The sequence below is a fragment of the Albidovulum sp. genome, assembly GCF_041919395.1.
GTDB lineage: Bacteria > Pseudomonadota > Alphaproteobacteria > Rhodobacterales > Rhodobacteraceae > Albidovulum.
In genome coordinates this window covers 1-23,480 of record NZ_JAYRTX010000049.1, presented here as the reverse complement: position 1 = coordinate 23,480, position 23,480 = coordinate 1, and the positions used below count along the sequence as shown (strand labels likewise).

At 66.2% G+C, this 23,480-nt stretch carries 19 protein-coding genes and 1 tRNA gene; 16 read left to right on the top strand and 4 right to left on the bottom strand.

All coding sequences use genetic code 11. The annotated features are described in order from the left end of the window. Positions 1–1,334 (top strand): acetolactate synthase large subunit (locus tag ACMUOO_RS09925; RefSeq protein WP_413855093.1); only part of this gene is annotated, 1,334 nt, incomplete at its 5' end. A 306-nt stretch (positions 1,335–1,640) separates the two neighbouring features. Further along, on the top strand, positions 1,641–2,036 hold the full coding sequence (locus ACMUOO_RS09920) for a VOC family protein (RefSeq protein WP_301917653.1): 396 nt from the start codon (positions 1,641–1,643) through the stop codon (positions 2,034–2,036). 136 nt (positions 2,037–2,172) lie between these two features. Here ACMUOO_RS09920 and ACMUOO_RS09915 read toward each other — a convergent pair whose 3' ends face one another. After that, entirely contained in the window at positions 2,173–2,871 is a 699-nt protein-coding gene (locus tag ACMUOO_RS09915) for a cyclic nucleotide-binding domain-containing protein (RefSeq protein WP_413855090.1), read from the bottom strand. 248 nt (positions 2,872–3,119) lie between these two features. Here ACMUOO_RS09915 and ACMUOO_RS09910 point away from each other — a divergent pair, with 248 nt between their 5' ends. Genes ACMUOO_RS09910 through ACMUOO_RS09880 form a run of 7 tightly spaced genes read left to right on the top strand, consistent with a single transcriptional unit; the run spans position 3,120 to position 13,999 of the window. After that, positions 3,120–5,837 (top strand): nitrate/nitrite transporter, encoded by a 2,718-nt coding sequence (locus tag ACMUOO_RS09910; RefSeq protein WP_301917651.1) that lies wholly within the window; start codon positions 3,120–3,122, stop codon positions 5,835–5,837. A gap of 15 nt (positions 5,838–5,852) precedes the next feature. Then, entirely contained in the window at positions 5,853–9,599 is a 3,747-nt protein-coding gene (locus tag ACMUOO_RS09905; RefSeq protein ID WP_301917650.1) for a nitrate reductase subunit alpha, read from the top strand. Beyond that, a complete protein-coding gene (gene narH / locus ACMUOO_RS09900; RefSeq protein ID WP_301917649.1) occupies positions 9,596–11,122 on the top strand; it encodes a nitrate reductase subunit beta in 1,527 nt (508 codons plus the stop codon). The genes ACMUOO_RS09905 and narH overlap by 4 nt, the downstream gene beginning before the upstream one ends. Beyond that, a complete protein-coding gene (narJ, locus tag ACMUOO_RS09895; protein ID WP_367891170.1) occupies positions 11,122–11,829 on the top strand; it encodes a nitrate reductase molybdenum cofactor assembly chaperone in 708 nt (235 codons plus the stop codon). The genes narH and narJ overlap by 1 nt, the downstream gene beginning before the upstream one ends. A gap of 12 nt (positions 11,830–11,841) precedes the next feature. Continuing rightward, the gene (gene narI / locus ACMUOO_RS09890; RefSeq protein ID WP_301917648.1) at positions 11,842–12,609 is read left to right on the top strand and encodes a respiratory nitrate reductase subunit gamma; all 768 of its coding nucleotides are present in this window, start codon (positions 11,842–11,844) and stop codon (positions 12,607–12,609) included. Between the two features lie 5 nt (positions 12,610–12,614). Then, positions 12,615–13,409, top strand: coding sequence for a peptidylprolyl isomerase (locus tag ACMUOO_RS09885; protein WP_301917647.1), 795 nt, complete (start codon positions 12,615–12,617; stop codon positions 13,407–13,409). Positions 13,410–13,429: 20 nt separating this feature from the next. Beyond that, complete coding sequence (locus ACMUOO_RS09880; protein ID WP_301917646.1) at positions 13,430–13,999, top strand: hemerythrin domain-containing protein; 570 nt, start codon at positions 13,430–13,432, stop codon at positions 13,997–13,999. A 226-nt stretch (positions 14,000–14,225) separates the two neighbouring features. Here ACMUOO_RS09880 and ACMUOO_RS09875 read toward each other — a convergent pair. After that, positions 14,226–14,313 (bottom strand) — tRNA-Ser (locus ACMUOO_RS09875). Positions 14,314–14,595: 282 nt separating this feature from the next. On the opposite strand from ACMUOO_RS09875, the gene ACMUOO_RS09870 reads away from it, so the two are divergent. From ACMUOO_RS09870 to ACMUOO_RS09840, 7 genes are all read left to right on the top strand, one after another. Then, a complete protein-coding gene (locus ACMUOO_RS09870) occupies positions 14,596–15,672 on the top strand; it encodes an SPOR domain-containing protein (protein WP_301917645.1) in 1,077 nt (358 codons plus the stop codon). A gap of 18 nt (positions 15,673–15,690) precedes the next feature. Next, on the top strand, positions 15,691–16,836 hold the full coding sequence (locus ACMUOO_RS09865) for a D-alanyl-D-alanine carboxypeptidase family protein (protein ID WP_301917644.1): 1,146 nt from the start codon (positions 15,691–15,693) through the stop codon (positions 16,834–16,836). A 23-nt stretch (positions 16,837–16,859) separates the two neighbouring features. Next, positions 16,860–17,471: a dTMP kinase gene (gene tmk / locus ACMUOO_RS09860; protein WP_301917716.1), complete on the top strand. Its 612-nt coding sequence runs from the start codon at positions 16,860–16,862 to the stop codon at positions 17,469–17,471. Then, positions 17,468–18,595 carry a DNA polymerase III subunit delta' gene (locus tag ACMUOO_RS09855; RefSeq protein WP_301917643.1) on the top strand — a complete coding sequence of 376 codons (1,128 nt, stop codon included), beginning with the start codon at positions 17,468–17,470 and terminating at the stop codon, positions 18,593–18,595. The genes tmk and ACMUOO_RS09855 overlap by 4 nt, the downstream gene beginning before the upstream one ends. A gap of 64 nt (positions 18,596–18,659) precedes the next feature. Beyond that, the gene (locus ACMUOO_RS09850; protein WP_301917642.1) at positions 18,660–19,457 is read left to right on the top strand and encodes a TatD family hydrolase; all 798 of its coding nucleotides are present in this window, start codon (positions 18,660–18,662) and stop codon (positions 19,455–19,457) included. 1 nt (position 19,458) lies between these two features. Then, positions 19,459–20,259 (top strand): MBL fold metallo-hydrolase, encoded by an 801-nt coding sequence (locus ACMUOO_RS09845; RefSeq protein WP_301917641.1) that lies wholly within the window; start codon positions 19,459–19,461, stop codon positions 20,257–20,259. Positions 20,260–20,263: 4 nt separating this feature from the next. After that, on the top strand, positions 20,264–21,205 hold the full coding sequence (locus ACMUOO_RS09840) for an AEC family transporter (protein ID WP_301917640.1): 942 nt from the start codon (positions 20,264–20,266) through the stop codon (positions 21,203–21,205). Between the two features lie 10 nt (positions 21,206–21,215). On the opposite strand, the gene ACMUOO_RS09835 is transcribed toward ACMUOO_RS09840, so the two are convergent. Both ACMUOO_RS09835 and ACMUOO_RS09830 read right to left on the bottom strand, forming a co-directional pair. Then, positions 21,216–22,430 carry an ABC transporter permease gene (locus ACMUOO_RS09835; protein WP_413855083.1) on the bottom strand — a complete coding sequence of 405 codons (1,215 nt, stop codon included), beginning with the start codon at positions 22,428–22,430 and terminating at the stop codon, positions 21,216–21,218. Between the two features lie 4 nt (positions 22,431–22,434). Next, positions 22,435–23,480: ABC transporter permease (locus ACMUOO_RS09830; RefSeq protein ID WP_413855081.1), on the bottom strand; the 1,046-nt coding region annotated here is incomplete at its 5' end.

Sequence of the window (23,480 nt, the reverse complement as noted above, 5' to 3'; positions counted from 1 at the left end):
ACGCGAACGGCATAGCCAACCTGCACAATGCCCGACGGGCAGGAAGCGGCATCCTCAACATTGTCGGCGACCATGCGGTGCCGCATGTCATGCACGACAGCCCGCTGACGGCCGACGTCGATGCGCTTGTCGGCGCAACCTCGGACTGGCATGTCTTCGGCACGGAACCAGCGCGGATCGGCACCGATGCCGCGCGGGGGGTCGCGGCCGCCGCGTCCGGCCATGGCCGCGTGGCGAGCCTCGTTCTGCCGGCCGACGTCTCGTGGGGCTTTGGCGGGCTCTCCGCCGCGCCACTTGCCCCCGACGCGCCCCGCCCGCCCGATCCGGCCGCCATCGGAGCCGCGGCGAGGGCGCTTAGGTCGGGTCGTCGGGCGACGATGCTTCTCGGCACCCCGGCGGTGGTGGAGGATCTCCACCCCCTCCTGGCGGGGCTCTCCCGTGCGACAGGGGCGGAACTGATCGGCAGCCCGATGATCGCGGCCATCCCCCGCGGGCGCGGTCGGCTTGCCTTGCCCACCGTCGCCTATCCCGTGGACGAGGCGATCCGGCAGCTTGCCCCGTTCGACGTGGTGATCCTAGTCAACTGCCCGCCGCCGGTAGGTTTCTTCCTCTACCCGGGTCGGCCGAGCCTGATGCACCGTCCCGATGCCGAAGTCATTACGCTGTCGCGCACGGGGCAGGACGCCGGCGCCGCCCTTCGCGCCCTTGCCGCCGAATTGGGCGCCACTCCGTCGGCGATACCGGCCGCGGCTGGCGGGGTCCCCGGCGTTTCGGGCGCCCTGACGCCGGAAAGCTTCGCCGCCACGGTCGCGCGGCTTCTGCCTGCGGACGCCATCGTGGTGAACGAGGCGCTGACACTCGGCGGCGGGTTCGCGTCGGTGATGCCCCATGCCGCGCCGGTCGACTGGCTCACGGTGACCGGCGGGGCCATCGGGGGCGGCATTCCGCTCGCCACCGGCGCGGCCGTTGGCGCACGGGCGAGGGGCCGCCCCGACCGCCGCGTCGTCACGCTTCAGGCCGACGGATCAGCCGCCTACACGCTTCAGGCGCTCTGGACGCAGGCGCGGGAGAAGCTGCCGGTGACGACGCTTCTGCTGAACAACCGCGCGTATGCGATCCTCCTCGGCGAATATGCAAAGGTCGGAGCCCAGCCAGGCCAGACCGCGCGCGACATGATGAGCCTCGACCGCCCGACGCTCGACTGGGTTGCCCTGGCACGAGGCTTCGGCGTGGAGGCCGAGGCCGCCACCACGGTGGAAGAACTTGAACCCGTCCTGGCAACATCTCTTGCGCGAGACGGCCCGACCCTTGTCGACGTGCGCTTTGCCGGATGATGATGTCGCGCGACGCTGGAACGCCCGGCTCGCGAGTCCAAGCCGGCGACCGGCACCGACCGGCATCTGCAGGACGTTGGCGCCACCCGGAGCGGGGTGGCTTCGCCATTGTCCCGGCCGGTCTCACACGACCCGGCAGCCTGGTTGACGACCCATGTGAATGGGCGGTGCCGGGAGCGACGGTCATGCGTCCGCGAAGACCCTGTGCCTGGCCGATGGAGCGAAGCAGGTGCGCCTGACGCCGCTGGCGCGACATCGGACATGAGCGTATCATGCCGCTGTGTCAATCCATGCGTGGAGGAGGCCATGGAACTCAATGCCAGCCAGGTGACCGTGATGCTGCCGGTCCGCGATCTGGCCCGGGCGCGGGACTTTTACGAACGTGCGCTTGCGCTGCCAGTGGGTGAGCAGCGGCTCGACGGGAAGGTTGTCTACCGTTGCGGCGGCTGCGAGGTTGCGCTCTTCCCCAAGCCCGAGGGTACCAAGGCGGAACACACTGCGGTGAGCTTCCGTGTGGACGACATCCGCGCCGCCATCGCCGAGCTCGAAAGCCGTGGCGTCGTCTTCGCGGACTACGATCTGCCGGGGTTCAGGACGGTCGGCCATGTCTGCGTGCTCGGATCCGAGAAGGCGGCCTGGTTCAACGATCCCGAGGGCAACATCCTTTGCCTGCACGAGGACATACCTTCCGCCGCCGCCTGAACCGAGGGGACCGGCGCTGATCCCGTCGCGCCTCGATAGGGCGCTCGCGCGCGCCATCCGCTCCAGCCCCCCCTTCGTGTTCGATACACGCCACTCGTCGTCGCGTCGGGTGCGGGCCAGCCCGATGCCATAGACATCAGGTGGCGTGATCGTCGATGAGCGGATTGGGCCGGGCGAACCGCTCCAGATCGGGCTGGTCGCGGATGGTGATGCGAGCGCCCTCGACCGTCACGCCATAGGGCTGCAGGCCCTTGAATGCGCGGCTCAGGTTCTCAGGCGTCATGCCCAGCACCGAGGCAAGCCGGCGCTTCTCGTGATCGAGATCAAAACTCGCCGCCCCGCCTGCGCGTTTCTGCTGGCGCAGCACGTAGTTTGCCAGTCGTTCGAGTGATGTGCGCAGTTTCAGATCTTTCTGCGACTTGACTACCGACCGGTAGCATTGCGCCAGTTCCGACACGACCGCGCGGGCGAACTCGCCATCCACATCGAAGATCCCGCGCACGTCCTGGCTGGGAATCAGGATGATCCGGCTTTTCTCCAGCGTCCGGGCGGACATGAGGTAAGGGGAGTTGCGGATTGTCGCCGCAAGGATGAAGGACGAAATCGGCCGCACAGTGGCGAGGCTGGTTTCGCGCCCATTCCATCGTGCGAACAGATCGACGGACCCTGATATGAGCACGTGCAGGAAATCGCTGGGCTCGCCCTCGGAAATGAGGTCGATCTGCGGGGGAAAGTTCTGGACGTAGGCACCGCGCATCAGGGCCTGGAAATGCGCCTCCTGCATTCCAGCGAAGAGGTTGAGCGCACGAATCTCGGGATAATGGACCTCTGGCATGGTGGGAGCCCTATTGCCGCGTCCGGATCGTCTCCCCTTTTCTTGATAATTGTCAAGCATGCAATTGAAATTCGACGGGCTCGACTTGATCCGACCCACAATACCATCCGACATTCTTCTGCAAGTCATTTATTTCGCTGCGCTTTCGTGGTCATGTGATCTAGATCAAATCTTCGGCGCCCCGGCGACAGCAGGTGTGCGTGTGACCCCCTTGGGGTGATCATGCCATTCATGCCGGAGGCCCTGCCATGCAGTCCGTTGCCCCAGCTTCACGCGCCGATCAGACGCGCGCCCTGGGCCTGAGCACGATCGCTTTCACCGCCTGCTTTGCGGTCTGGACGATCTTTTCCATCATCGGTGTCGCCATAAAGGGCGAACTTGGGCTGAACGACACCGAGTTCGGGCTGCTGGTCGCGACGCCCATCCTGACCGGGTCGCTGACCCGCATCTTCCTGGGTGTCTGGACCGAAAAGTACGGCGGGCGGCTGGTATTCTCGGGGCAGATGCTGCTGGCGGCGCTGGCCACCTGGGCGCTGACGCTGGCGCACAGCTACGCGATGTATCTGGTCGCGGCGCTGGGTGTGGGGCTGGCCGGCGGGTCGTTCATCATCGGTGTCGCCTATGTCAGCCGCTGGTATGACGCGGGCCGTCAGGGCACGGCATTGGGCATTTTCGGCGCGGGCAACATCGGCGCGGCGGTGACCAAGTTCGTCGCGCCCTTCGTGATGGTGGCCTGGGGCTGGCATGGCGTGGCCAATGTCTGGGCCGCGGCACTGGCCCTGATGGCGGTGGTCTTCTTCCTCTTCGCGAAGGACGACCCTGCCCTCGTCGAACGCCGCCGCACCGGGGTCAAGGCGCCCGGCTTTGCCGAGCAGTTCGCGCCGCTGAAGAACCTGCAGGTCTGGCGCTTCTCGCTCTACTACTTTTTCGTGTTCGGCGCCTTCGTGGCGCTGGCGCTGTGGCTGCCGCATTACCTGATCGATGTCTATGGAGTGGATGTGCGCACGGCGGGCATGGCGGCGGCGTCGTTCAGCCTGTCGGCCAGCCTGTTCCGCGCCTATGGCGGGCATCTGTCGGACAGATTCGGCGCGCGGTCGGTCATGTACTGGACCTTCGGCTTTTCGCTGCTGTTCCTGTTCATGCTGTCCTATCCACCGACGGCTTACACCATCCAGGGCAGGGACGGCCCGATCACCTTCTCCACCTCGATGGGGTTGTGGCCCTTTGTCGTCACGCTGTTCGCGCTTGGCTTCTTCATGAGCCTCGGCAAGGCAGCGGTGTTCAAGCACATTCCGGTCTATTACCCCAAGCATGTCGGCGCCGTCGGCGGCCTGGTCGGCATGATCGGCGGCCTGGGCGGCTTTGTCCTGCCCATCGCCTTCGGTGCGCTGCTGGACCTGACCGGCATCTACACCTCGTGTTTTGTGCTGCTCTTCGCGCTGGTGGCCATCGCGCTGGCCTGGATGCATCTGTCGATCCGCGCAATGGAACGTGCCGCGCAGGGCGAGGCGCTGGACCGCTTGCCCGAACTGCCCGAGATGCAGGCCATCCACAATCCGGAGCGTACCGCCATGCCGCGGGTGCTGGAGGATTGGCGGCCCGAAGATGCGCAGTTCTGGGCCAACCGCGGGCGGGCTGTCGCGCGCCGCAACCTGTGGATCTCGATCCCGGCACTGCTTCTGGCCTTCTCGGTCTGGATGGTCTGGTCGATGGTGGTGGCGCGACTTCCCGCCATCGGCTTCGCCTTCGACCCGGAACAGCTTTTCTGGCTGGCGGCATTGCCGGCCCTCTCGGGCGCGACGCTGCGCATCTTCTACGGCTTCATGGTGCCGATCTTCGGCGGTCGGCTGTGGACCACTCTGTCGACCGCCTCCCTGCTCTTGCCGGCCATCGGCATCGGCTATGCGGTGCAGAACCCGGAAACGCCCTATTTTATCTTCCTGGTCCTGGCGCTCTTGTGCGGGCTGGGGGGTGCCAACTTCGCCTCGTCCATGGCCAACATCGGCTACTTCTTCCCGAAGGCCGAAAAGGGCCACGCGCTGGCGCTGAATGCGGGGCTTGGCAACCTGGGCGTCAGCGTCATGCAGTTCCTGGTGCCGCTGGTCATCACGATGGGCGTCTTCGGTGCCATGGGCGGCGCGCCGCAGGAACTGGTCGATGGTGGCCAGCTCTGGATGCAGAACGCGGGCTTCGTATGGGTGCCGTTCATCCTGGCCTCCACCATCGCGGCCTGGGCGGGAATGAATGACATCGCTGACGCGAAGGCCAGCTTTGCCCAGCAGTCGGTGATCTTCGGGCGCGTGCACAACTGGCTGATGTGCGTGCTCTATATCGGGACCTTCGGCAGCTTCATCGGCTATTCGGCCGGCTTTCCTCTGCTGTCGAAGATCGCCTTCCCCGATGTGAATGCCCTGCAATACGTCTTCCTTGGCCCGCTGGTTGGCGCGCTGAGCCGCGCCGGAACGGGGTGGGTCAGCGACCGCTTTGGCGGCGGCCGGGTCACCTTCTGGGTCTTCGTCGGCATGATCGCCAGCGTTCTTGCGGTGATCCTGTCGCTGCAGGCCGGGTCCTTCGCGGGGTTCTTCGCGGGGTTCATGGCGCTCTTCTTCTTCACCGGGGTCGGCAATGCCTCGACCTTCCAGATGATCCCGGTGATCATGGGCCGCGAAGTGCCGCGCCTGTTGCCGCAGCTGCAGGGTGCTGACCGCGCCCGCCAGATCGCCATGGAATCGGGCGGGATCGTCGCCTTCACCAGCGCCATCGGCGCCTATGGCGGGTTCTTCATCCCCAAGGCTTATGGATCGTCGATCGCCATGACCGGCAGCCCCATTGGCGCCCTGTGGCTGTTCCTGGTCTTCTACGTGCTCTGCCTGGCAATCACCTGGGTCGTCTACACGCGCCGCGGCGGGCTTCTTCACGACATCGAGCGCGGCACGGCCCCTGCCGCTCCGCAACCCGCACTATAACGAAAGGACGCCAGAATGAGCCACCTTCTCGACAGACTGAACTTCTTCAAGAGCAAGGAGCTGGAGCAATTCTCGGGCGGCTGGGGCCAAACCACAAGCGAGAACCGAGACTGGGAGGACACCTACCGGAACCGCTGGCGGCACGACAAGATCGTCCGTTCCACCCATGGGGTGAACTGCACCGGGTCCTGTTCCTGGAAGATCTACGTCAAGTCCGGCATCGTCACATGGGAGACGCAGCAGACCGACTATCCCCGCACCCGCGCGGGCCTGCCCAACCATGAGCCGCGCGGCTGCGCGCGCGGCGCCTCCTACAGCTGGTACCTCTATTCCGCGAACCGGGTGAAGAACCCGCTGATCCGGGGCGCCCTGATGCGCGCCTGGCGCAAGATGCGGCAGACGATGACGCCGGTGGCCGCCTGGGCCGCGATCCAGAACGATCCGGCCTTGCGCGCGAGCTACACCAAGACCCGCGGCAAGGGCGGCTTCGTGCGCGCATCCTGGGACGAGGCGACCGAGATCGTCGCCGCGGCCAACGCCTACACCGCGAAGACCTATGGCCCGGACCGCGTGTTCGGCTTCTCGCCGATCCCGGCCATGTCGATGGTCAGCTATGCGGCAGGCTCGCGATATCTGTCGCTTCTGGGCGGCACCTGTCTGTCGTTCTACGACTGGTATTGCGACCTGCCGCCCGCGTCGCCGCAGACCTGGGGCGAACAGACCGACGTTCCGGAATCGGCCGATTGGTACAACGCGGGCTTCCTGATGCTCTGGGGTTCGAACGTGCCGCAGACGCGCACGCCCGACGCGCATTTCTACACCGAGGTCCGCTATCGCGGCACCAAGTCCGCCGTGGTCAGCCCGGACTATTCCGAGGCTGCCAAGTTCGGCGACATCTGGCTGAACCCGCAGGCCGGCACCGATGCGGCGCTGGCGATGGCCATGGGCCATGTGATCCTGCGCGAATATCACCTCGACCGGCAGGCCGAGTATTTCGAGGACTACGCCCGCAAGTACACCGACATGCCGATGCTGGTGCGGCTGGATGAAAAGGACGGCCACCTTGTCCCCGGCCGGATGCTGCGCGCCGACGATTTCGCAGGCCACCTGGGGGAGGCGAACAATCCCGACTGGAAAACCGTCGCCTATGACGAGGCGAGCGGAAAGATCGTGGCGCCCAACGGTTCCATCGGGTTCCGTTGGGGCGAGGAAGGCAAGTGGAACCTCGAAGAGCAGGCGAACGGAAAAGAGGCCAAACTGCGCCTGAGCCAGATCCTCGACGGCGATCATGACGAGGTCGTCGGCGTCGACTTCCCCTATTTCGGCGGCGCGGCGACGGGGCATTTCGTGAAATGCGATCATCCCGAGGTGCTGACCCGCAACATCCCCGCCCGCCGCGTGAAACTGGCCGATGGGAGCGAGGCCCTCGTTGCCACCGTCTTTGACCTCTTCTGCGCCAATTACGGCCTAGACCGGGGTCTCGGCGGCGACTGGGTATCGAAGGATTTCAACGACGACAGCCCCTACACCCCGGCCTGGGCTGAAAAGATCACCGGTGTGGAGCGCGAGAAGATCATCGCGGTCGCCCGTGAATTCGCATCGAACGCCGAAAAGACCCATGGCAAGTCCATGGTCATCCTCGGGGCCGGTCTGAACCACTGGTACCACATGGACATGAACTATCGTGGCATCATCAACATGCTGGTGATGTGCGGCTGCATCGGCCAGGAAGGCGGCGGCTGGTCGCATTACGTCGGTCAGGAAAAGCTGCGCCCGCAGACGGGCTGGCTGCCCTTGGCCTTCGCTCTCGACTGGAACCGTCCGCCACGACAGATGAACGGCACATCGGCCTTCTACGCTCATACCGACCAGTGGCGCTATGAAACGCTGAACGTGCGCGAAATCCTGTCGCCGACCGCGCCCGCGGGCGACTGGGACATTTCCCTCATCGACTACAACATCCGCGCCGAGCGCATGGGCTGGCTGCCGTCCGCCCCGCAGCTGAAGACCAACCCGCTGGAGGTGGCAAAGGCGGCGAAGAAGGCCGGCAAGGAGATCAAGAACTACGTCGCAGAGCAGTTGAAATCCGGCGATCTGGAAATGTCCTGCCAGGACCCGGACGCCCCGGAAAACTGGCCGCGCAACCTGTTCGTGTGGCGCTCGAACCTTCTTGGGTCCTCGGGCAAGGGGCATGAATACTTCCTCAAGCACCTGCTGGGAACACAGCATGGCGTGATGGGCAAGGACCTGGGCGAGGAAGGCCAGGCCAAGCCTAAAGAGGCCGTCTGGCATGACGAGGCGCCCAAGGGCAAGCTGGACCTCCTGGTCTGCATCGACTTCCGGATGTCCACGACTGCGGTCTATTCCGACATCGTCCTGCCGACCGCGAGCTGGTATGAAAAGGACGACCTCAACACCTCGGACATGCACCCGTTCATCCACCCGCTGCAGGCGGCGGTGGACCCGGCCTACGAGTCGAAGTCCGATTGGGAAATCTTCAAGGCGATTGCGAAGAAGTTCTCCGAAGTCGCGCCCGAAGTGCTGGGCGTGGAAACCGACATCGTCCAGCTTCCGCTTCTGCATGACACCGCCGCCGAACTGGCGCAGGCGCATGTGCGCGACTGGAAGAAGGGCGAATGCGACCTGATCCCCGGCAAGACCGCGCCGAACTATATCGAGGTCGAACGGGATTATCCCAACCTTTACAAGAAGTTCACCTCGGTCGGCCCGCTCCTTGAGAAGCTTGGCAACGGCGGCAAGGGGATCAACTGGGACACCAAGCTGGAGGTCAAGCATCTGCGCGATCTGAACGGCGTTGTGCTGGATGAGGGCGTGTCGAAAGGTCAGCCCAAGCTGGAAACCGGCATCGACGCGGCCGAGATGATCCTGATGCTGGCGCCCGAAACCAACGGCGAAGTGGCCGTCAAGGCGTGGGAAGAGCTGGAGAAACCCACCGGGCGCCACCACGCCCATCTGGCGGAAGGCGCACATCACACCAAGATCCGCTTCCGCGACATCGCCGCTCAACCGCGCAAGATCATCTCGTCGCCGACATGGTCGGGGATCGAGAGCGAGGAGGTCTGCTACAACGCCGGCTATACCAACGTGCATGAACTGATCCCGTGGCGGACGCTCACCGGGCGCCAGCAGCTCTACCAGGATCACCTCTGGATGCGCGCCTTCGGCGAGGGTTTCGTCAGCTACCGCCCGCCGGTGGACCTCAAGACCATCACCGCCGCCGTCAACAACGATGCGTCCGAAGGCAGCCCGCATGTGGTGCTGAACTTCATCACGCCCCACCAGAAATGGGGCATCCACTCGACCTATACCGACAACCTCCTGATGCTGACGCTGAACCGGGGCGGGCCGGTGGTCTGGATGTCCGAGGTGGACGCGAAGAAGGCGGGACTCGTCGATAACGACTGGGTCGAGGCCTACAACATCAACGGCGCTCTGACCGCGCGGGTGGTGGTGTCGCAGCGGATCAAGCAGGGCACGCTCTTCATGTATCACGCGCAGGAAAAGATCGTGAACACGCCCGGATCGGAAAAGACCGGCAACCGCGGCGGCATCCACAATTCGGTCACCCGCGCCACGCTGAAGCCGACCCACATGATCGGCGGCTATGCGCAATTGTCCTATGGTTTCAACTACTACGGCACCGTGGGCAGCAACCGCGACGAGTTCGTGATCGTCCGCAAGATGAAGAAGGTCGACTGGCTGGATACGCCCGCGACCCGCAACGTGGAGGCAGCGGAATGAAAGTTCGTGCGCAAATCGGCAAGGTCCTTAACCTGGACAAGTGCATCGGCTGTCACACCTGCTCGGTCACCTGCAAGAACGTCTGGACCAGCCGCGAGGGCGTCGAATACGCCTGGTTCAACAACGTCGAGACCAAGCCCGGCACCGGCTATCCGACCGACTGGGAAAACCAGAAGCGCTGGAACGGCGGCTGGGTGCGGTCGGCATCGGGCAAGCTGCAACCGAAGCAGGGGGCGAAGTGGCGCATCCTGGCGAACATATTCGCCAACCCCGCCATGCCCGAGATCGACGACTACTACGAGCCGTTCGATTTCGACTATGACCACCTGAAATCGGCGCCCGACATGACGGCTTTCCCGACCGCGCGCCCGCGGTCGAAGATCACCGGCGAGCGGATGGAGAAGATCGAGAAGGGCCCGAACTGGGAGGAGATCCTCGGCGGCGAATTCGCCAAGCGATCGCAGGACTACAACTTCGAGAACGTGCAGAAGCAGATCTACGGTGAATACGAAAACACCTTCATGATGTATCTGCCGCGGCTCTGCGAGCACTGCCTCAACCCGACCTGCTCGGCCTCCTGCCCCTCGGGCGCGATCTACAAGCGCGAAGAGGACGGCATCGTCCTGATCGACCAGGAAAAATGCCGCGGCTGGCGGATGTGCATTTCCGGCTGCCCCTACAAGAAGGTCTATTACAACTGGGATACCGGCAAATCCGAGAAATGCACCTTCTGCTATCCGCGGATCGAGAGCGGCCAGCCGACGGTCTGTTCGGAAACCTGTGTGGGCCGCATCCGCTATCTGGGCGTCATCCTCTATGACGCCGACAAGATCGAGGCGGCCGCCAGCGCGGAACGCGAAACCGATCTTTACGGAGCGCAGCTTGACGTGTTCCTCGACCCCAATGACCCGGACGTGATCGCCGCCGCCCGCCGCGACGGCGTGCCGGAAGACTGGATCGAGGCCGCCAAGATCAGCCCGATCTGGAAGATGGCGATGGACTGGAAAGTGGCCTTCCCGCTGCACCCGGAATACCGGACGCTGCCGATGGTCTGGTACATCCCGCCGCTCTCGCCGATCCAGAACGCGGCGCAGGCCGGCCAGATCGCCATGAGCGACCAGATGCCGGATGTGCGCAGCCTGCGCATTCCGGTGAAATATCTCGCCAACATGCTGACGGCGGGCGATGAGGAGCCGATCGTCCATGCCCTGGAACGGATGTCGGCGATGCGACTTTACATGCGCGCCCTGACCGTCGATGGCGTGCGCGACGAGGGCATCGCCGCCCGCGTCGGAATGTCGGGCCGGATGATCGAGGACATGTACAAGATCATGGCCATCGCCGACTACGAGGACCGCTTCGCGATCCCCACGGCGCACCGCGAACAGAACGAGGCAGGCGCCGATATCCGCGGCGGCTGCGGGTTCACCGATGGCAATGGCTGTTCCACCGGCGAGACGGGCAAGACCAGCCTCTTCGGCGGCAAGAAGAAGTCCTTTGCCCTACCGCTGGAGTCGTTCTGATGATGGACCGCACACTCAAGGCGCTGTCGCTGACACTCAGCTATCCCACTGCGGAATTGCAGGGGGCGATGCCGGACATCGGCGACGTGCTCGACTCCGATCCCCGTATCGGGCCGGACACACGAGCGGCTTTGCAGGCGCTGACGGCCGATCTGGCGCAGGGCGACCTCTACGACCTGCAGGAACGCTATGTCATGCTGTTCGACCGGTCGCGCACACTGTCGCTCAACCTCTTCGAGCATGTCCACGGCGAAAGCCGTGACCGGGGCGGAGCGATGGTCAGTCTGATCGAGACCTACCGTTCTGGCGGCTATGAGCCCGCCACCACGGAACTGCCGGACCACCTGCCGGTACTGCTGGAATTCCTGTCGACGCGCCCGAAAGGCGAAGCGCAGGACATCCTGGCCGACGCGGCGCATATCCTGAACGCTCTTGCTGCCCGCCTGTCCCGGCGCAACAGCGGATACGCCGCCGCGTTCACCGCCCTTTCGGCGCTGGCAGACGCGGCCCCGGATGCCGAGGCGCTGGCGCAAATGCTGGCCATGCCCGACGACGATCCGACCGACCTCGAGGCGCTCGATTCGGTCTGGCAGGAAACCGAGGTCACTTTCGGCCCCGACCCCAATGCAGGCTGCCCGCAGGCGCGCGACATGCTGGCGGCGATGGACGCGCCCGCGACAACCACGCCCCGACACGCGGCGGAATGACAGGAGAAGACCATGCACCAGTTTCTCTTTGGTATTTATCCCTACATCGCCCTGTCCGTCCTGCTGGTCGGCTCGATCGCACGCTATGAACGCGACCCCTTCACCTGGAAAACCTCGTCCAGCCAGTTGCTGCGGCGCCGGCAGTTGATCATCGGGTCGATCCTGTTTCACGTCGGTGTGCTGATCATCTTTTTCGGCCATCTGATCGGGCTGCTGACCCCGATTGCGGTGTTCGATGCCCTTGGCATCAGCCATGGCGCCAAGCAGTTGCTGGCCGTGGTCGCGGGTGGCGTGGCCGGTGCGATGGCGCTGATCGGCGGGGGCATGCTGTTCCACCGCCGCTGGACCGATCCGCGCATCCGCAAGACCTCGAGCTTTGCCGACATCGCCATCCTGGCCTTGCTGCTTGCGCAACTCGTGCTGGGGCTGGGCACGATCTTCGTGTCGTTGCAGCATCTGGATGGGCATGAAATGACAAAGTTCATGACCTGGGCACAGATGATCTTCACCTTCCGCTCCGGCGCGGCGGACCAGATCGCGGATGCCGCGCTGGTGTTCAAGCTGCATCTATTCCTGGGCCTGACGATCTTTCTGGTCTTTCCGTTCACCCGTCTGGCTCATGTGCTGTCCGGCTTCTTCGCGCCGCTGCGCTATCTCTTCCTGAGGCCGGGGTATCAGATCGTGCGGTCGCGCCGCCGCCGCCCGCTGGACGACCGCCGCCGCGCCTTCGACCAGCAACAGGCCAAGACCGGCCCTTCGGCCTCGACCCCGGCGGAGTGACCGCGATGAATGTGGCACTTTTCCCCGAAGTCGTCGTCAACGGCGAAACCATCCCCTCGGCGGCCATCGCCGCCGAGGCGCAGAACCACACTGCCCCCAAGGACAAGCCCGGCATCGCCTGGCGCAAGGCGGCTCAGGCGCTGGCGATCCGCGCGCTGCTGTTGCAAGAGGCCCGGCAGCGCGGGCTGACGCCCGACCCGCTCGAACTGGCCCCCAGCCGGTTCGAGACCGAGGACGAAGCCCTGATCCGCGCTCTTCTGGATCAAGCTCTGAGCATTGCGCCCGTGACCGAGGAAGCGGTTCGCGCCGAATGGGCGCGCGATCCTGATCGCTACCGGTCCGCACCGCTATGGGACGTCTCGCATATCCTGTGTGCCTGCGATCCGCGCAATGATGCAGAGCGCGCGACGGCCGAGGCACGCGCCAGAACGCTTCTGGCGAGATTGGACGGCGACGCCAAGGGCTTTGCCGCCGCCGCCCGTGAAAGCGATTGCGGATCGAAAGCGTCCGGCGGCCACCTCGGTCAGCTCGGACCGGGCGATACCGTGCCGGAATTCGAGACCGCGCTGCGAAGCCTGCCCGAGGGCGGCATGACGCCCGAACCGGTGCTGTCGCGGCACGGCTGGCACATCATCCGCCTGAACGCCACCGCACCGGGGCAGGTGCTGCCCTATGACACCGTCCGGCCCAAGATCGCGCAGGCGCTGGAAAAGGCGGCATGGGCCCGCGCGTCGCGCGCGTTCGTCGCGGGGCTGGGCCGTTGCGCGACGATCACCGGCGCAAGCCTCGATCCGATCTGAGTCCGGATGCGAGGCGGATGATGAACCGGACAGCATCATCGCTGCGCGGCACCGGCGACCAGCCCACCGACATCGGGCTTCTGTCCCGCCCGCTGGATTTCATCAGCGAGGATCACTTGCGTGAACGGCAGATCTGCGCCCGAATCGATGCCCTTGCCCAGGCCGAAAAGTTTGACCGCGGGGCGGGTCTGTCCGTTCTTCGGTTCCTGAACGAGGAACTCGTCGTGCATATCCGCGACGAAACCGAGCATCTCTTTCCGCTTCTGTCACAGCGGTGCACCGAGGAGGACGCAATCGACACCGCGATCAACCGGATCAGGGCCGATCAGTGCGAGGCGATGATCCTGCTCCCCGATCTGCGCGCGCTCCTCGTTGATTGTCTGGATACCGGCGCGGCCCCGAATGCCGATCAGCGCGCGCTATTGACCCGTTTTGCCGCCCATGTCCGGCGCCATCTGGTGGCCGAGAACGCCATCCTCCTGCCGATCGCCCGCGCGCGGCTTTCAAGGTCCGATCTGCGGTCGCTGTCGCGCCACATGCGGACCCGCCGGGGGCTTCCCGACGCGGCGGGAACACCCGACACTGAATGATCGTCTGCGCCGCAATCGCGACTCGTCATTCCGGCGCCGTCACAGAAGCCGGCCCGTTTCACCCGCGTTGCCGCACTTCAGGTATCTGAATCCTTCCGGATCAGCTGTTCGGACAGCCGGTTCCGGCGAATGTCGCCGCTGGCCTCGATCCGGGCGAAGTCCATGTCCTTCGCATCATGGTGAACGTGATCCGCTCCCCGGACATAAATCATCCTTCAATGATATTTGGCGGATGAGGTGGGATTCGAACCCACGGAACCTTTCGGTTCGCTGGTTTTCAAGACCAGTGCCTTCAACCGCTCGGCCACTCATCCGTCGCCGGAATTCGGGACCGGTGCCTTCAAGCACTCGACCGCGTGTCCGGTGACGCCCCATAGCTTTGTACACGCGATTCTGAAAGCGCGGGGCGCGCTGAAATCCGCGTGTGCCGCCGGAGGCGGACTTTTCTTGCCCTCTGCGAGCGGCTAGTATGCCGCCAAGCGCGGAAACGGCGCAGAATTTCGGGCATGACCGCGGGTCGCAGGCCGGAGGGCAGGGCGGCCTCGTGGCTTGGGCAGGACGCACGGGGCAGGCCGGGCGGGAAATCGGGGGCGAGCATGACACTTCGGGCAAGGGCGCGATTCGGGCTGGCCTGTGCCACGGCGCTGACGCTGGCGGGATGCGTCGCGGGCACGGGGCCCCGGAAGGAAGCCGCGGACGCGGCGCCTGCGGGCGCGGGTTTCTCGCCGGTCTCCGTCGCGCGCGACGTGGAGGCGCCGCAAGTCTTCAACGTCACGGGGCAGGGCCTCTGGGATGGGCGTCCCTCGCTTGGTGGCGTCTGGGTCGCGCATTCGAGCGTGAAGGATCCCGAACGGGTGATCATCCGTAACGTCAAGAACGGAAAATCGGTCGTCGGCGCGCTTTTCCGGCGCGAGCGGGATCTGCCGGGGCCGGGGCTCCAGATCTCGTCCGATGCCGCCGAGGCGCTCGGACTTCTCGCCGGACAGCCGGCCGAAGTGACGGTTGTCGCGCTGCGGCGCGAGGAAGAGCCGGTACCGGTCGATGCCGAGATCGGTCCCGACGAAACGGCAGTTGCGGCAGTTCAAGCGGATGCGGCGGGTGAGGTCGCGGACGCGCCGGAAACGCCTGTTGCGTCGGACTCGCCGGCAACGGCCGAAGCCGCAGCCAGTGCGTCGCCTGATGCCGACGGGGAAGCTGCTGCGGCAACCGATGCGGGCGCGGCTGCGACTCCGGCGCCGAAGAAGTCCGGCGGGCTCTTCGGCTTCCTGAAGAAGAAACCGAAGCCGATGGCGCCGGACGCGGAAGCCGTGGCTGCCGGCGCCGGAACCGGAGCCATCGAGCAGACGACGCTCGATCCGGTCGCGGCCACCGCCTCGGCCGCGCTCGACCGCGTGGAAGCCCAGACTGCGCCACAGGCGGTCGCCGCCGCGCCGGCCGCGATCAAGCGCGGCTATATCCAGATCGGCATCTTCAGCACCGAGGCCAACGCAAACCGCGCGTCGGAGCAGATGAAGGGCGCCGGCATGACCGCAACCGTCCGCACCGACCAGAGCGCCGGAAAGACCTACTGGCGTGTCATCGTCGGCCCCGCCGCCACTGTCGCGGAGCGCGACGCGCTCGTGGCCCGCGTGAAGGGCATCGGCTACCCCGACGCATATCCCGTATCCAACTGATAGGAGCCCCGGCACCGCATGGTCAGAGCCGCCGTCATCCTCGCCCTCGCCCTTCTCGCCGCCTTTCCCGCGCGCGCCTTCGACACGCTTGCCGGCGCCGCCTGGGTCTACGACATGGAAACCGGGACGGTGCTTCTGGCGAAGAACGCTGATGAGGCGTTGCCGCCGGCCTCTATGTCCAAGCTGATGACGCTGAACATGCTGTTCGAGGCGCTGAAGGACGGGCGGGTACGGCTCGACGACACCTTCGCAGTCTCGTCGAAGGCGCGGGCGATGGGCGGCTCGACAATGTTCCTGAACGAGACCGACCGGCCGACGGTGGAGGAGTTGATCAAGGGGATCATCGTCAACTCCGGCAACGATGCCTGCGTCGTCGTCGCGGAGGGGCTTGCCGGCAGCGAGGAGGAATTCGCCAAGAAGATGAACGAGCGCGCCCGCGCAATCGGAATGACGAAATCGACCTTTGCAAATGCCTCGGGCTGGCCACACCCGAACCAGCGCATGAGCATGCACGACCTCGGTGTGCTCGCCGTGCGGCTCATCGCCGATTTTCCCGAATACTACGGTTACTTCGCGCTGACGGAGTTCGAACACGACGGCCGCGCGCCGGATAACCGCTTCAACCGCAATCCTCTGCTGTCGATGGGGATCGGGGCGGACGGGCTCAAGACCGGCCACACCCAGGAGGCGGGCTTCGGTCTCGTCGGATCGGCGGTGCAGGGCGGGCGCCGGATCGTCTTCGTGGTGAGCGGGCTCAGGGATGCGACCGAACGGGCGGAGGAGTCGCAGCGCATCGCGACCTGGGCCTTTCGCGAATTCGCGCTGAAGACGGTCGCGCCGGCCGGCAGCCGGATCGCGGAAGCCGATGTCTGGCTCGGCGCGGCCTCGCGCGTGGGCCTGATGGTCGAGAAGGACGTCCGGATTCTTATCCCCTCGCTGGCCCGCGACGCCCTGAAGGGCGAGGTGGTCTATACCGGCCCGCTTGAGGCGCCGATCGAGGCCGGCCAGAAGCTCGCCGATCTTGTCATCGCGGTGCCGGACATGGAGCCGGTGACCGTGCCGCTCGTCGCCGAGCAGGCCGTGGGCAAGGGCGGCTTCTCGACCCGGCTCCGCACCGCCTTGGGCCGGGTGGCGACGCGCGTCATGGCCGAGGTCGGAAGCTGACGGTGTCGGACCGGTCTGCGGCAATGTTCATCACGTTCGAGGGGATCGACGGCTCGGGCAAGTCCACCCAGGCGCGGCTTCTTGCCGAGCATCTCCGCGCAAGCGGGCACGCGGTCGTGCTGACGCGGGAGCCAGGCGGGTCGCCGGGGGCGGAGGAAATCCGCCGGCTGGTGCTCGAGGGCGATCCTGACCGCTGGTCGGCCGAGACCGAGATCCTCCTTTTCACCGCCGCCAGGCGCGACCATCTGGAGCGGGTGATCGAGCCCGCGCTTCGGGCGGGCAAGATCGTCATCTCCGACCGCTTTGCCGATTCCACCCGGATGTATCAGGGCGTGTCGCGCGGCGACCTGCGCGGCGTGGTGGACAAGCTCCACGCGCTGATGATCGGCCGAGAGCCCGACCTCACTTTCGTCATCGACATGGACCCGGACCTCGGCCTGGCGCGCGCCAGGGGTCGCAACGGGACGGAGGAGCGGTTCGAGGATTTCGGGGCGGACCTCCAGCGGAAGATGCGCGCAGGCTTCCTCGCGCTCGCTGCCGAGTTTCCCGACCGCTGCCGGGTGATCGACGGCAACCGTCCGGCAGAGATCGTCGCGGCAGAGGTCGCGGCGGTGGCCGACGGGGCCCTCTCTTGACTGACGACGCGATCCCAGAGCCCGACCGTGTGGAGGGCGCCCCCCATCCGCGCGACACGGTCCGGCTTTTCGGGCAGGAAGCGGCGGAGATGACGTTCCTCGATGCCTATGCCGCCGGGCGGCTCCATCACGCCTGGCTCCTGACCGGCCCCCTCGGCGTCGGCAAGGCGACGCTCGCGTGGCGGATCGCGCGGTTTCTCCTCGCCACGCCGGAAGACGGGGGCGGCGGCCTCTTCGGCGGCGCGCCCGACACGCCTGATACGCTTGATATCGACCCCGCCCATGGCGTGGCCCGCCGCCTCCATGCGGGCTCCGAAGGCCGCCTCTTCGTCCTCCGCCGCGCCTGGGACGAGGACAAGAGGCGGTTGAAGACGGTGATTACCGTAGACGAGGTGCGCCGGCTCGCAGGCTTCCTGCACCTCTCCGCACCCGACGGCGGGCGGCGCGCCGTGATCGTCGATCCGGCAGACGAGATGAACACGGCGGCCGCCAACGCGCTGCTGAAGATGCTGGAGGAGCCGCCCCCCGGCGTGACCTTCCTTCTTGTCAGCCACCAGCCCTCGCGGCTCTTGCCGACGATCCGCTCGCGCTGCCGCGAACTCAGGCTCTCTCCCGTCTCGCCGGCCGATCTTTCGGCCGCCATCGCCGCGGCGGGCGCGTCAAGCGAAGACGGGGCCGGCCTCGCGGTGCTGGCAGGCGGTTCGGTGGGCGAGGCGATCCGGCTTGTCAATCTCGACGGGTTGCAGACCTACGCTGCCATCGTCGCCTTGTTCGCCACACTCCCCCGTCTCGACCGGCCCGCGGCCATCCGGCTGGCCGAAAGTGCCGCGCAACGGGGCGCGGAGGAGCGGCTCGATCTTCTCCTCGCGCTCATGGACCTCTTCCTTGCGCGCCTCGCCCGCGCCGGGGCGCTGGGCCACGCCGGCGCCGAGGCGGCGCCTGGAGAGGCCGCGCTTCTGGCCCGGCTCGCGCCCGACGCGGCAGCCGGGCGCCGCTGGGCAGGACTGCAGCACGGCCTTGGCGCGCGCGCCCGCCACGGCCGCGCGGTGAACCTCGACCCGGCCGCGCTGGTCCTCGACATGGTGCTGAAGATCGACGAGGCTGCGCGCGAAGGCGCGCTCTGACGCCTCGCGCAGCCGGTTGGTAGAGGCGATTTTCATTGCCGGAAAAACACGCTAAGGCAGGCGCATGACGAGCCCGCCGCAGATCACCGACAGCCACTGTCACCTCGATTTTCCCGAATTCTCGGGTCAATTGGCCGACATCGTCGCCCGGGCCACGGCGGCCGGCGTGCACCGCATGGTGACGATCTGCACCCGGCTCGCGAACGAGGCCATCGTTCGCGCCATCGCCGAGGCGCACGAGGGCATCTACTACGCAGCCGGCATCCACCCGATGCGGGCAGCCGAAGATCCGCCGGTGACGGTGGACGCGCTGCTCGCGCTCTCGCGGCATCCGAAGTTCGTCGGCATCGGCGAAACCGGACTCGACTATCACTACACCGCCGAAAGCGCCGCGCTGCAGCAGGCGTCGCTGCGCGTCCATGTCGCTGCCGCGCGGGAGACGGGCCTGCCGCTCATCATTCATGCCCGCGCCGCGGACGACGACATGGCGCGCATCCTGACCGAGGAATACCGAGCCGGTGCCTTTTCCTGTGTCATGCACTGCTTTTCCTCGGGGGCGGAGCTGGCACGGGAGGCGCTCGACCTCGGCTTCTATCTCTCCATGTCCGGGATCGCCACCTTCCCGAAAAGCCAGGAGTTGCGCGACATCTTCGCCGCGGCGCCGGTCGACCGCATCCTTCTCGAAACCGACGCGCCCTATCTCGCGCCGCCCCCGCATCGCGGCAGACGCAACGAGCCGGCCTATACCGCCCACACCGCCCGCGTCGGCGCGGAGCTGTTCGGCCTTTCCTACGAGGAATTCGCCGCCGTGACGGAGGCGAACTTCGACAGGCTCTTCAGCCGCGCGGCGAGGAAGGCCTGACATGGCGCGGCTCAGGTTCACCATCCTCGGCTGCGGGTCTTCCGGCGGGGTGCCTCGCATCGGCAACATCTGGGGCGCCTGCGACCCGACGAACCCGAAGAACCGCCGCACCCGCTGCTCGCTCCTGATCGAGCGCTTCGAGGGGGAGGGCGCCACCCGCGTCCTGATCGACACCTCGCCGGACATGCGCGAACAACTCATCCGCGAAGCCGTCCCCGGACTCGACGCCGTCTTCTACACGCATTCCCACGCCGATCATGTGAACGGCATCGACGATCTGCGCCAGATCGTCTTTCTCACGCACAGACGGGTGCCGGTCTGGGCCAGCGGCGAAACCCAGAACGAACTGATCTCCCGCTTCGGCTATGCCTTCGTGCAGCCCGACGGCTCCTCCTACCCTCCGATCTGCGATCTTCACACGATCCGCGGCCCGGCGACGGTGGAAGGAGCCGGCGGCGCGATCACGCTCGACCCGTTCGAGGTGGATCACGGCGACATCGACGCGCTCGGCTTCCGGATTGGCGATCTCGTCTACCTTCCGGACGCGCTGAAGATCCCCGAGCCGGTCTGGCAGAACCACCTCGCGGGGGTCGACTGCTGGATCGTCGACGCGCTTCGCCGGACGCCGCACCCGACGCACGCGCACCTCGCGCTGGCGCTCGACTGGATCGCCCGCGCGAAGCCCCGCCGCGGTATCCTCACCAACATGCATGTCGACCTCGACCACGCGACAGTCGAGGCGGAGACGCCCGCCTACGTCAGTGCCGCCTACGACGGGATGGTGCTGGACTACGAGGTCTGATCCCTTGGGCCTGCCGCTCTCGGCGCTTCTCGACGTCACCCTGCCGGTCTTCCTGGTACTCGGCTTCGGCTACCTCGCGGTGCGGCTCGGGTTGTTCTCGGATGCGGGCGTCGAGGGGCTGATGAAGTTCTCGCAGGGCTTCGCGATCCCCTGCCTTCTCTTTCGCGCGATCTCCACGCTCGATCTTGGCCAGACCTTCCAGTGGCCGCTCCTCCTGTCGTTCTACAGTGGCGCGACGGCGGGATTCCTCGCCGGGCTTCTCGGCGCGCGGTTCCTCTTCGGCCGCCCCTGGCAGGACGCGGTGGCGATCGGCTTCTGCGGCCTCTTCTCGAACTCGCTCCTCCTCGGCCTGCCGATCACCGAACGCGCCTACGGGGCGGATGCGCTCGATGCGAACTACGCGATCATCGCGGTGCATTCGCCCTATTGCTACGCGCTCGGAATCACCGTGATGGAAGTCGTCCGCCATTCCGGCCGCGGCGTTCTCTCGACCGTCGGTGCGGTCTTTTCGGGAATGCTCCGCAACCCGCTCATCATCGGCATCGCCGCAGGTTTCGCCGTCAACCTCTCGGGCGCGGCACTGCCGTCGGTCCTGACCGAGGCGCTCGATCTCATGGTGCGCGCCGCGCTTCCCGCGGCGCTCTTCGGGCTCGGCGGGGTGCTTGTCCGCTACCGGCCCGAGGGCGACCTCCTGACGGTGTTTTTCGTCTGCGGGATCTCGCTTGTCATCCATCCCGCGATCACCTGGGGTCTGGGGCAGGCGATGGACCTCGGCCAGGCGCCGTTCCGTTCGGCGGTGGTGACGGCAGCGATGGCGCCCGGGGTCAACGCCTATCTCTTCGCCAACATGTATGGCGTGGCCAAGCGGGTCGCCGCGACGACCGTCCTCGTGGCGACGGCGCTCTCGGTTCTGACCGTCTCGGCCTGGCTCGCGGCCCTCGGCTGAGGGCGGGCGGTCAGGTGGGGCTCATCCCCCGCAACCGCTCGGACCGGCGGCGGAGAAGTTCGACCGTTGTAAGCAAGACGACCGAGAAGGCGACCAGCACCGCGGCGACCGCGAGGATGGTGGGCGAGATCTGCTCGCGCAGGCCCGTGAACATCTGCCAGGGCAGTGTCTTCTGCGAGGCCGAGCCGACGAAGAGCACCACGACCACCTCGTCGAACGAGGTGATGAAGGCGAACAGCGCGCCCGAGATCACGCCCGGCATGATGAGCGGCATCTGGACCTTGAAGAACGTCCGGACCGGCCCCGCGCCCATGTTCGCCGCCGCCCGCGTCAGTGACCGGTCGAATCCCACGAGCGTGGCGGTGACGGTGATGATGACGAAGGGGATGCCCAGCACCGAGTGGGCAAGGACGACCTTGATGTAGCCGGAGATGTCCTTCGAGAGGCCGACGGTATCCTCCATCCATATCCCGAGCTTGGAGTAGAAGAAGAACATCCCTGTCGCAGAGATGATCAGGGGCACGATCATCGGCGAGATCAGGATCGCCATGATCGCGCGGCGGCCCGGAACATGGCTCTGGCTGAGCCCGATCGCGGCGAGCGTGCCGAGCGAGACCGAGATGATGGTGGCGAGAGGCGCGATGATGAAGGAGTTCTTCAGCGGCCGCGTCCAGTCCGGGTTGCTGAGAAAGTCCCTGAAATGCTTCAGAGAGTAACCCTCCGGGTCGAGCGCCAGCATCTTCGGCGTGAAGGTGAAGAAGTTCTCCGCGTTGAAGGCGAGCGGCAGCACGATGATGATCGGGGCAATCAGGAAGAAGAAGATCAGCCCGCAGATCACCCGGAAGCTGTTGTGCCAGAGAACCTCGCCCGCAGTCGCATAGACCGGGACGCCGGCGCGATAGGCGCCGGTCGCAAGCCAGTAGGCGATCCACGACAGGACCAGTCCGATGAGAATGCCCGCAACCCCGCCGGCCACGCCGCCAATTGCGGCGCCAAGGGCCGCGAAGACGACGGCTGCGCCGATCCGCCCGGCCGTTCGCTGCGGCACGAAGGCCGCGAGCACGAAGGCGAGCGCGGCGGCAACGGCGGCGCCACCCGCGATGCCCGCGGGAACGTTGCCCTTCGCCGTACCGACGACGTAACCGACGAGTGCCCCCGCCAACGCCATGACCGGGAGGGTGAAGCCCATGAGGCTCGGTTTGGGGATATCCGGAGCAATGTTCATGGCGTCACCCGAGCTTCACGTTGTCGATGCCGACGATCTTGTCGTAGGTGTAGTAGAGCAGGAGCACCACGCCGAGAAGGATGGCCCCCAGCGCCGCGGCCAGGCCCCAGTTCAGCGACGACGATATGTGGAACGCGATCCGGTTCGAGATGAAGACGCCCTGCGTGCCGCCCACGAGTTCCGGCGTGATGTAGTAGCCGATCGCGAGGATGAAGACGAGGATCGAGCCGGCGCCGATGCCGGGAACCGACTGTGGGAAGTAGACCCGCCAGAAGGCCGTCCAAGGCGTCGCGCCAAGCGACCTGGCCGCACGCAGATAGGTGGGCGGCACCGTCTTCATGACCGAGTAGAGCGGCAGGATCATGAACGGTAGGAGAATATGGGTCATCGCGATGATCGTGCCCATCTGGTTGTTGATCATGACGAGCCGGTTCCCGTCGTCGACGATCCTGAGCCAGACGAGAATGTCGTTGATCACGCCCTGCTGCTGCAACAGTACCTTCCATGCCGAGGTCCGCACCAGAAGCGAGGTCCAGAACGGCAGGAGCACGAGGATCATCAGCAGGTTCGACGTGGAGGCGCGCAGGTTCGCCAGAAGCCAGGCCACCGGATAGCCGAGCACAAGGCAGGAGACGGTGATGAGGAGCGACATCCACATCGTGCGTGCGAAGAGCTTGATGTAGATCCGCTCCTCCGGCGGGCGCACCGCGATGCCGTCCGCGCCCTTCTCGAGGTCGACGGCGTTCAGGAAGTAGCCGGCCGTGTATGGCGCGCTGTAGGCCTTGATCGTTTCCCAGGTGCTGACCGCGCCCCAGCCCGTGTCCATGTCGAGGAACGCGTCCTTGTAGGAAAAGCTGTCGCCGGCAATGGCGGTCGAGGTTGCGGCGATCAACGTGGCCTGGGCAGAGGGCAGGGCCGCGGAGGCCGGGTCGGGGTTGGCGCCGAGGTCCTGGGACAGCGCGTCGTAGAACACGCGCCACGGCTTCGTCGTGGCCGGATTCTTGCCCGCGCCCTGCACGTCCTTCACGAACACCTGGTAGGCATGTGCCG

Excerpts from the sequence above, each read along its gene's own strand:
- ACMUOO_RS09920 (WP_301917653.1), top strand. The coding sequence starts at position 1,641 with ATGGAACTCAATGCCAGCCAGGTGACCGTGATGCTGCCGGTCCGCGAT.
- ACMUOO_RS09915 (WP_413855090.1), bottom strand. The coding sequence starts at position 2,871 with ATGCCAGAGGTCCATTATCCCGAGATTCGTGCGCTCAACCTCTTCGCT.
- ACMUOO_RS09910 (WP_301917651.1), top strand. The coding sequence starts at position 3,120 with ATGCAGTCCGTTGCCCCAGCTTCACGCGCCGATCAGACGCGCGCCCTG.
- ACMUOO_RS09905 (WP_301917650.1), top strand. The coding sequence starts at position 5,853 with ATGAGCCACCTTCTCGACAGACTGAACTTCTTCAAGAGCAAGGAGCTG.
- narH (WP_301917649.1), top strand. The coding sequence starts at position 9,596 with ATGAAAGTTCGTGCGCAAATCGGCAAGGTCCTTAACCTGGACAAGTGC.
- narJ (WP_367891170.1), top strand. The coding sequence starts at position 11,122 with ATGATGGACCGCACACTCAAGGCGCTGTCGCTGACACTCAGCTATCCC.
- narI (WP_301917648.1), top strand. The coding sequence starts at position 11,842 with ATGCACCAGTTTCTCTTTGGTATTTATCCCTACATCGCCCTGTCCGTC.
- ACMUOO_RS09885 (WP_301917647.1), top strand. The coding sequence starts at position 12,615 with ATGAATGTGGCACTTTTCCCCGAAGTCGTCGTCAACGGCGAAACCATC.
- ACMUOO_RS09880 (WP_301917646.1), top strand. The coding sequence starts at position 13,430 with ATGAACCGGACAGCATCATCGCTGCGCGGCACCGGCGACCAGCCCACC.
- ACMUOO_RS09870 (WP_301917645.1), top strand. The coding sequence starts at position 14,596 with ATGACACTTCGGGCAAGGGCGCGATTCGGGCTGGCCTGTGCCACGGCG.
- ACMUOO_RS09865 (WP_301917644.1), top strand. The coding sequence starts at position 15,691 with ATGGTCAGAGCCGCCGTCATCCTCGCCCTCGCCCTTCTCGCCGCCTTT.
- tmk (WP_301917716.1), top strand. The coding sequence starts at position 16,860 with ATGTTCATCACGTTCGAGGGGATCGACGGCTCGGGCAAGTCCACCCAG.
- ACMUOO_RS09850 (WP_301917642.1), top strand. The coding sequence starts at position 18,660 with ATGACGAGCCCGCCGCAGATCACCGACAGCCACTGTCACCTCGATTTT.
- ACMUOO_RS09845 (WP_301917641.1), top strand. The coding sequence starts at position 19,459 with ATGGCGCGGCTCAGGTTCACCATCCTCGGCTGCGGGTCTTCCGGCGGG.
- ACMUOO_RS09835 (WP_413855083.1), bottom strand. The coding sequence starts at position 22,430 with ATGAACATTGCTCCGGATATCCCCAAACCGAGCCTCATGGGCTTCACC.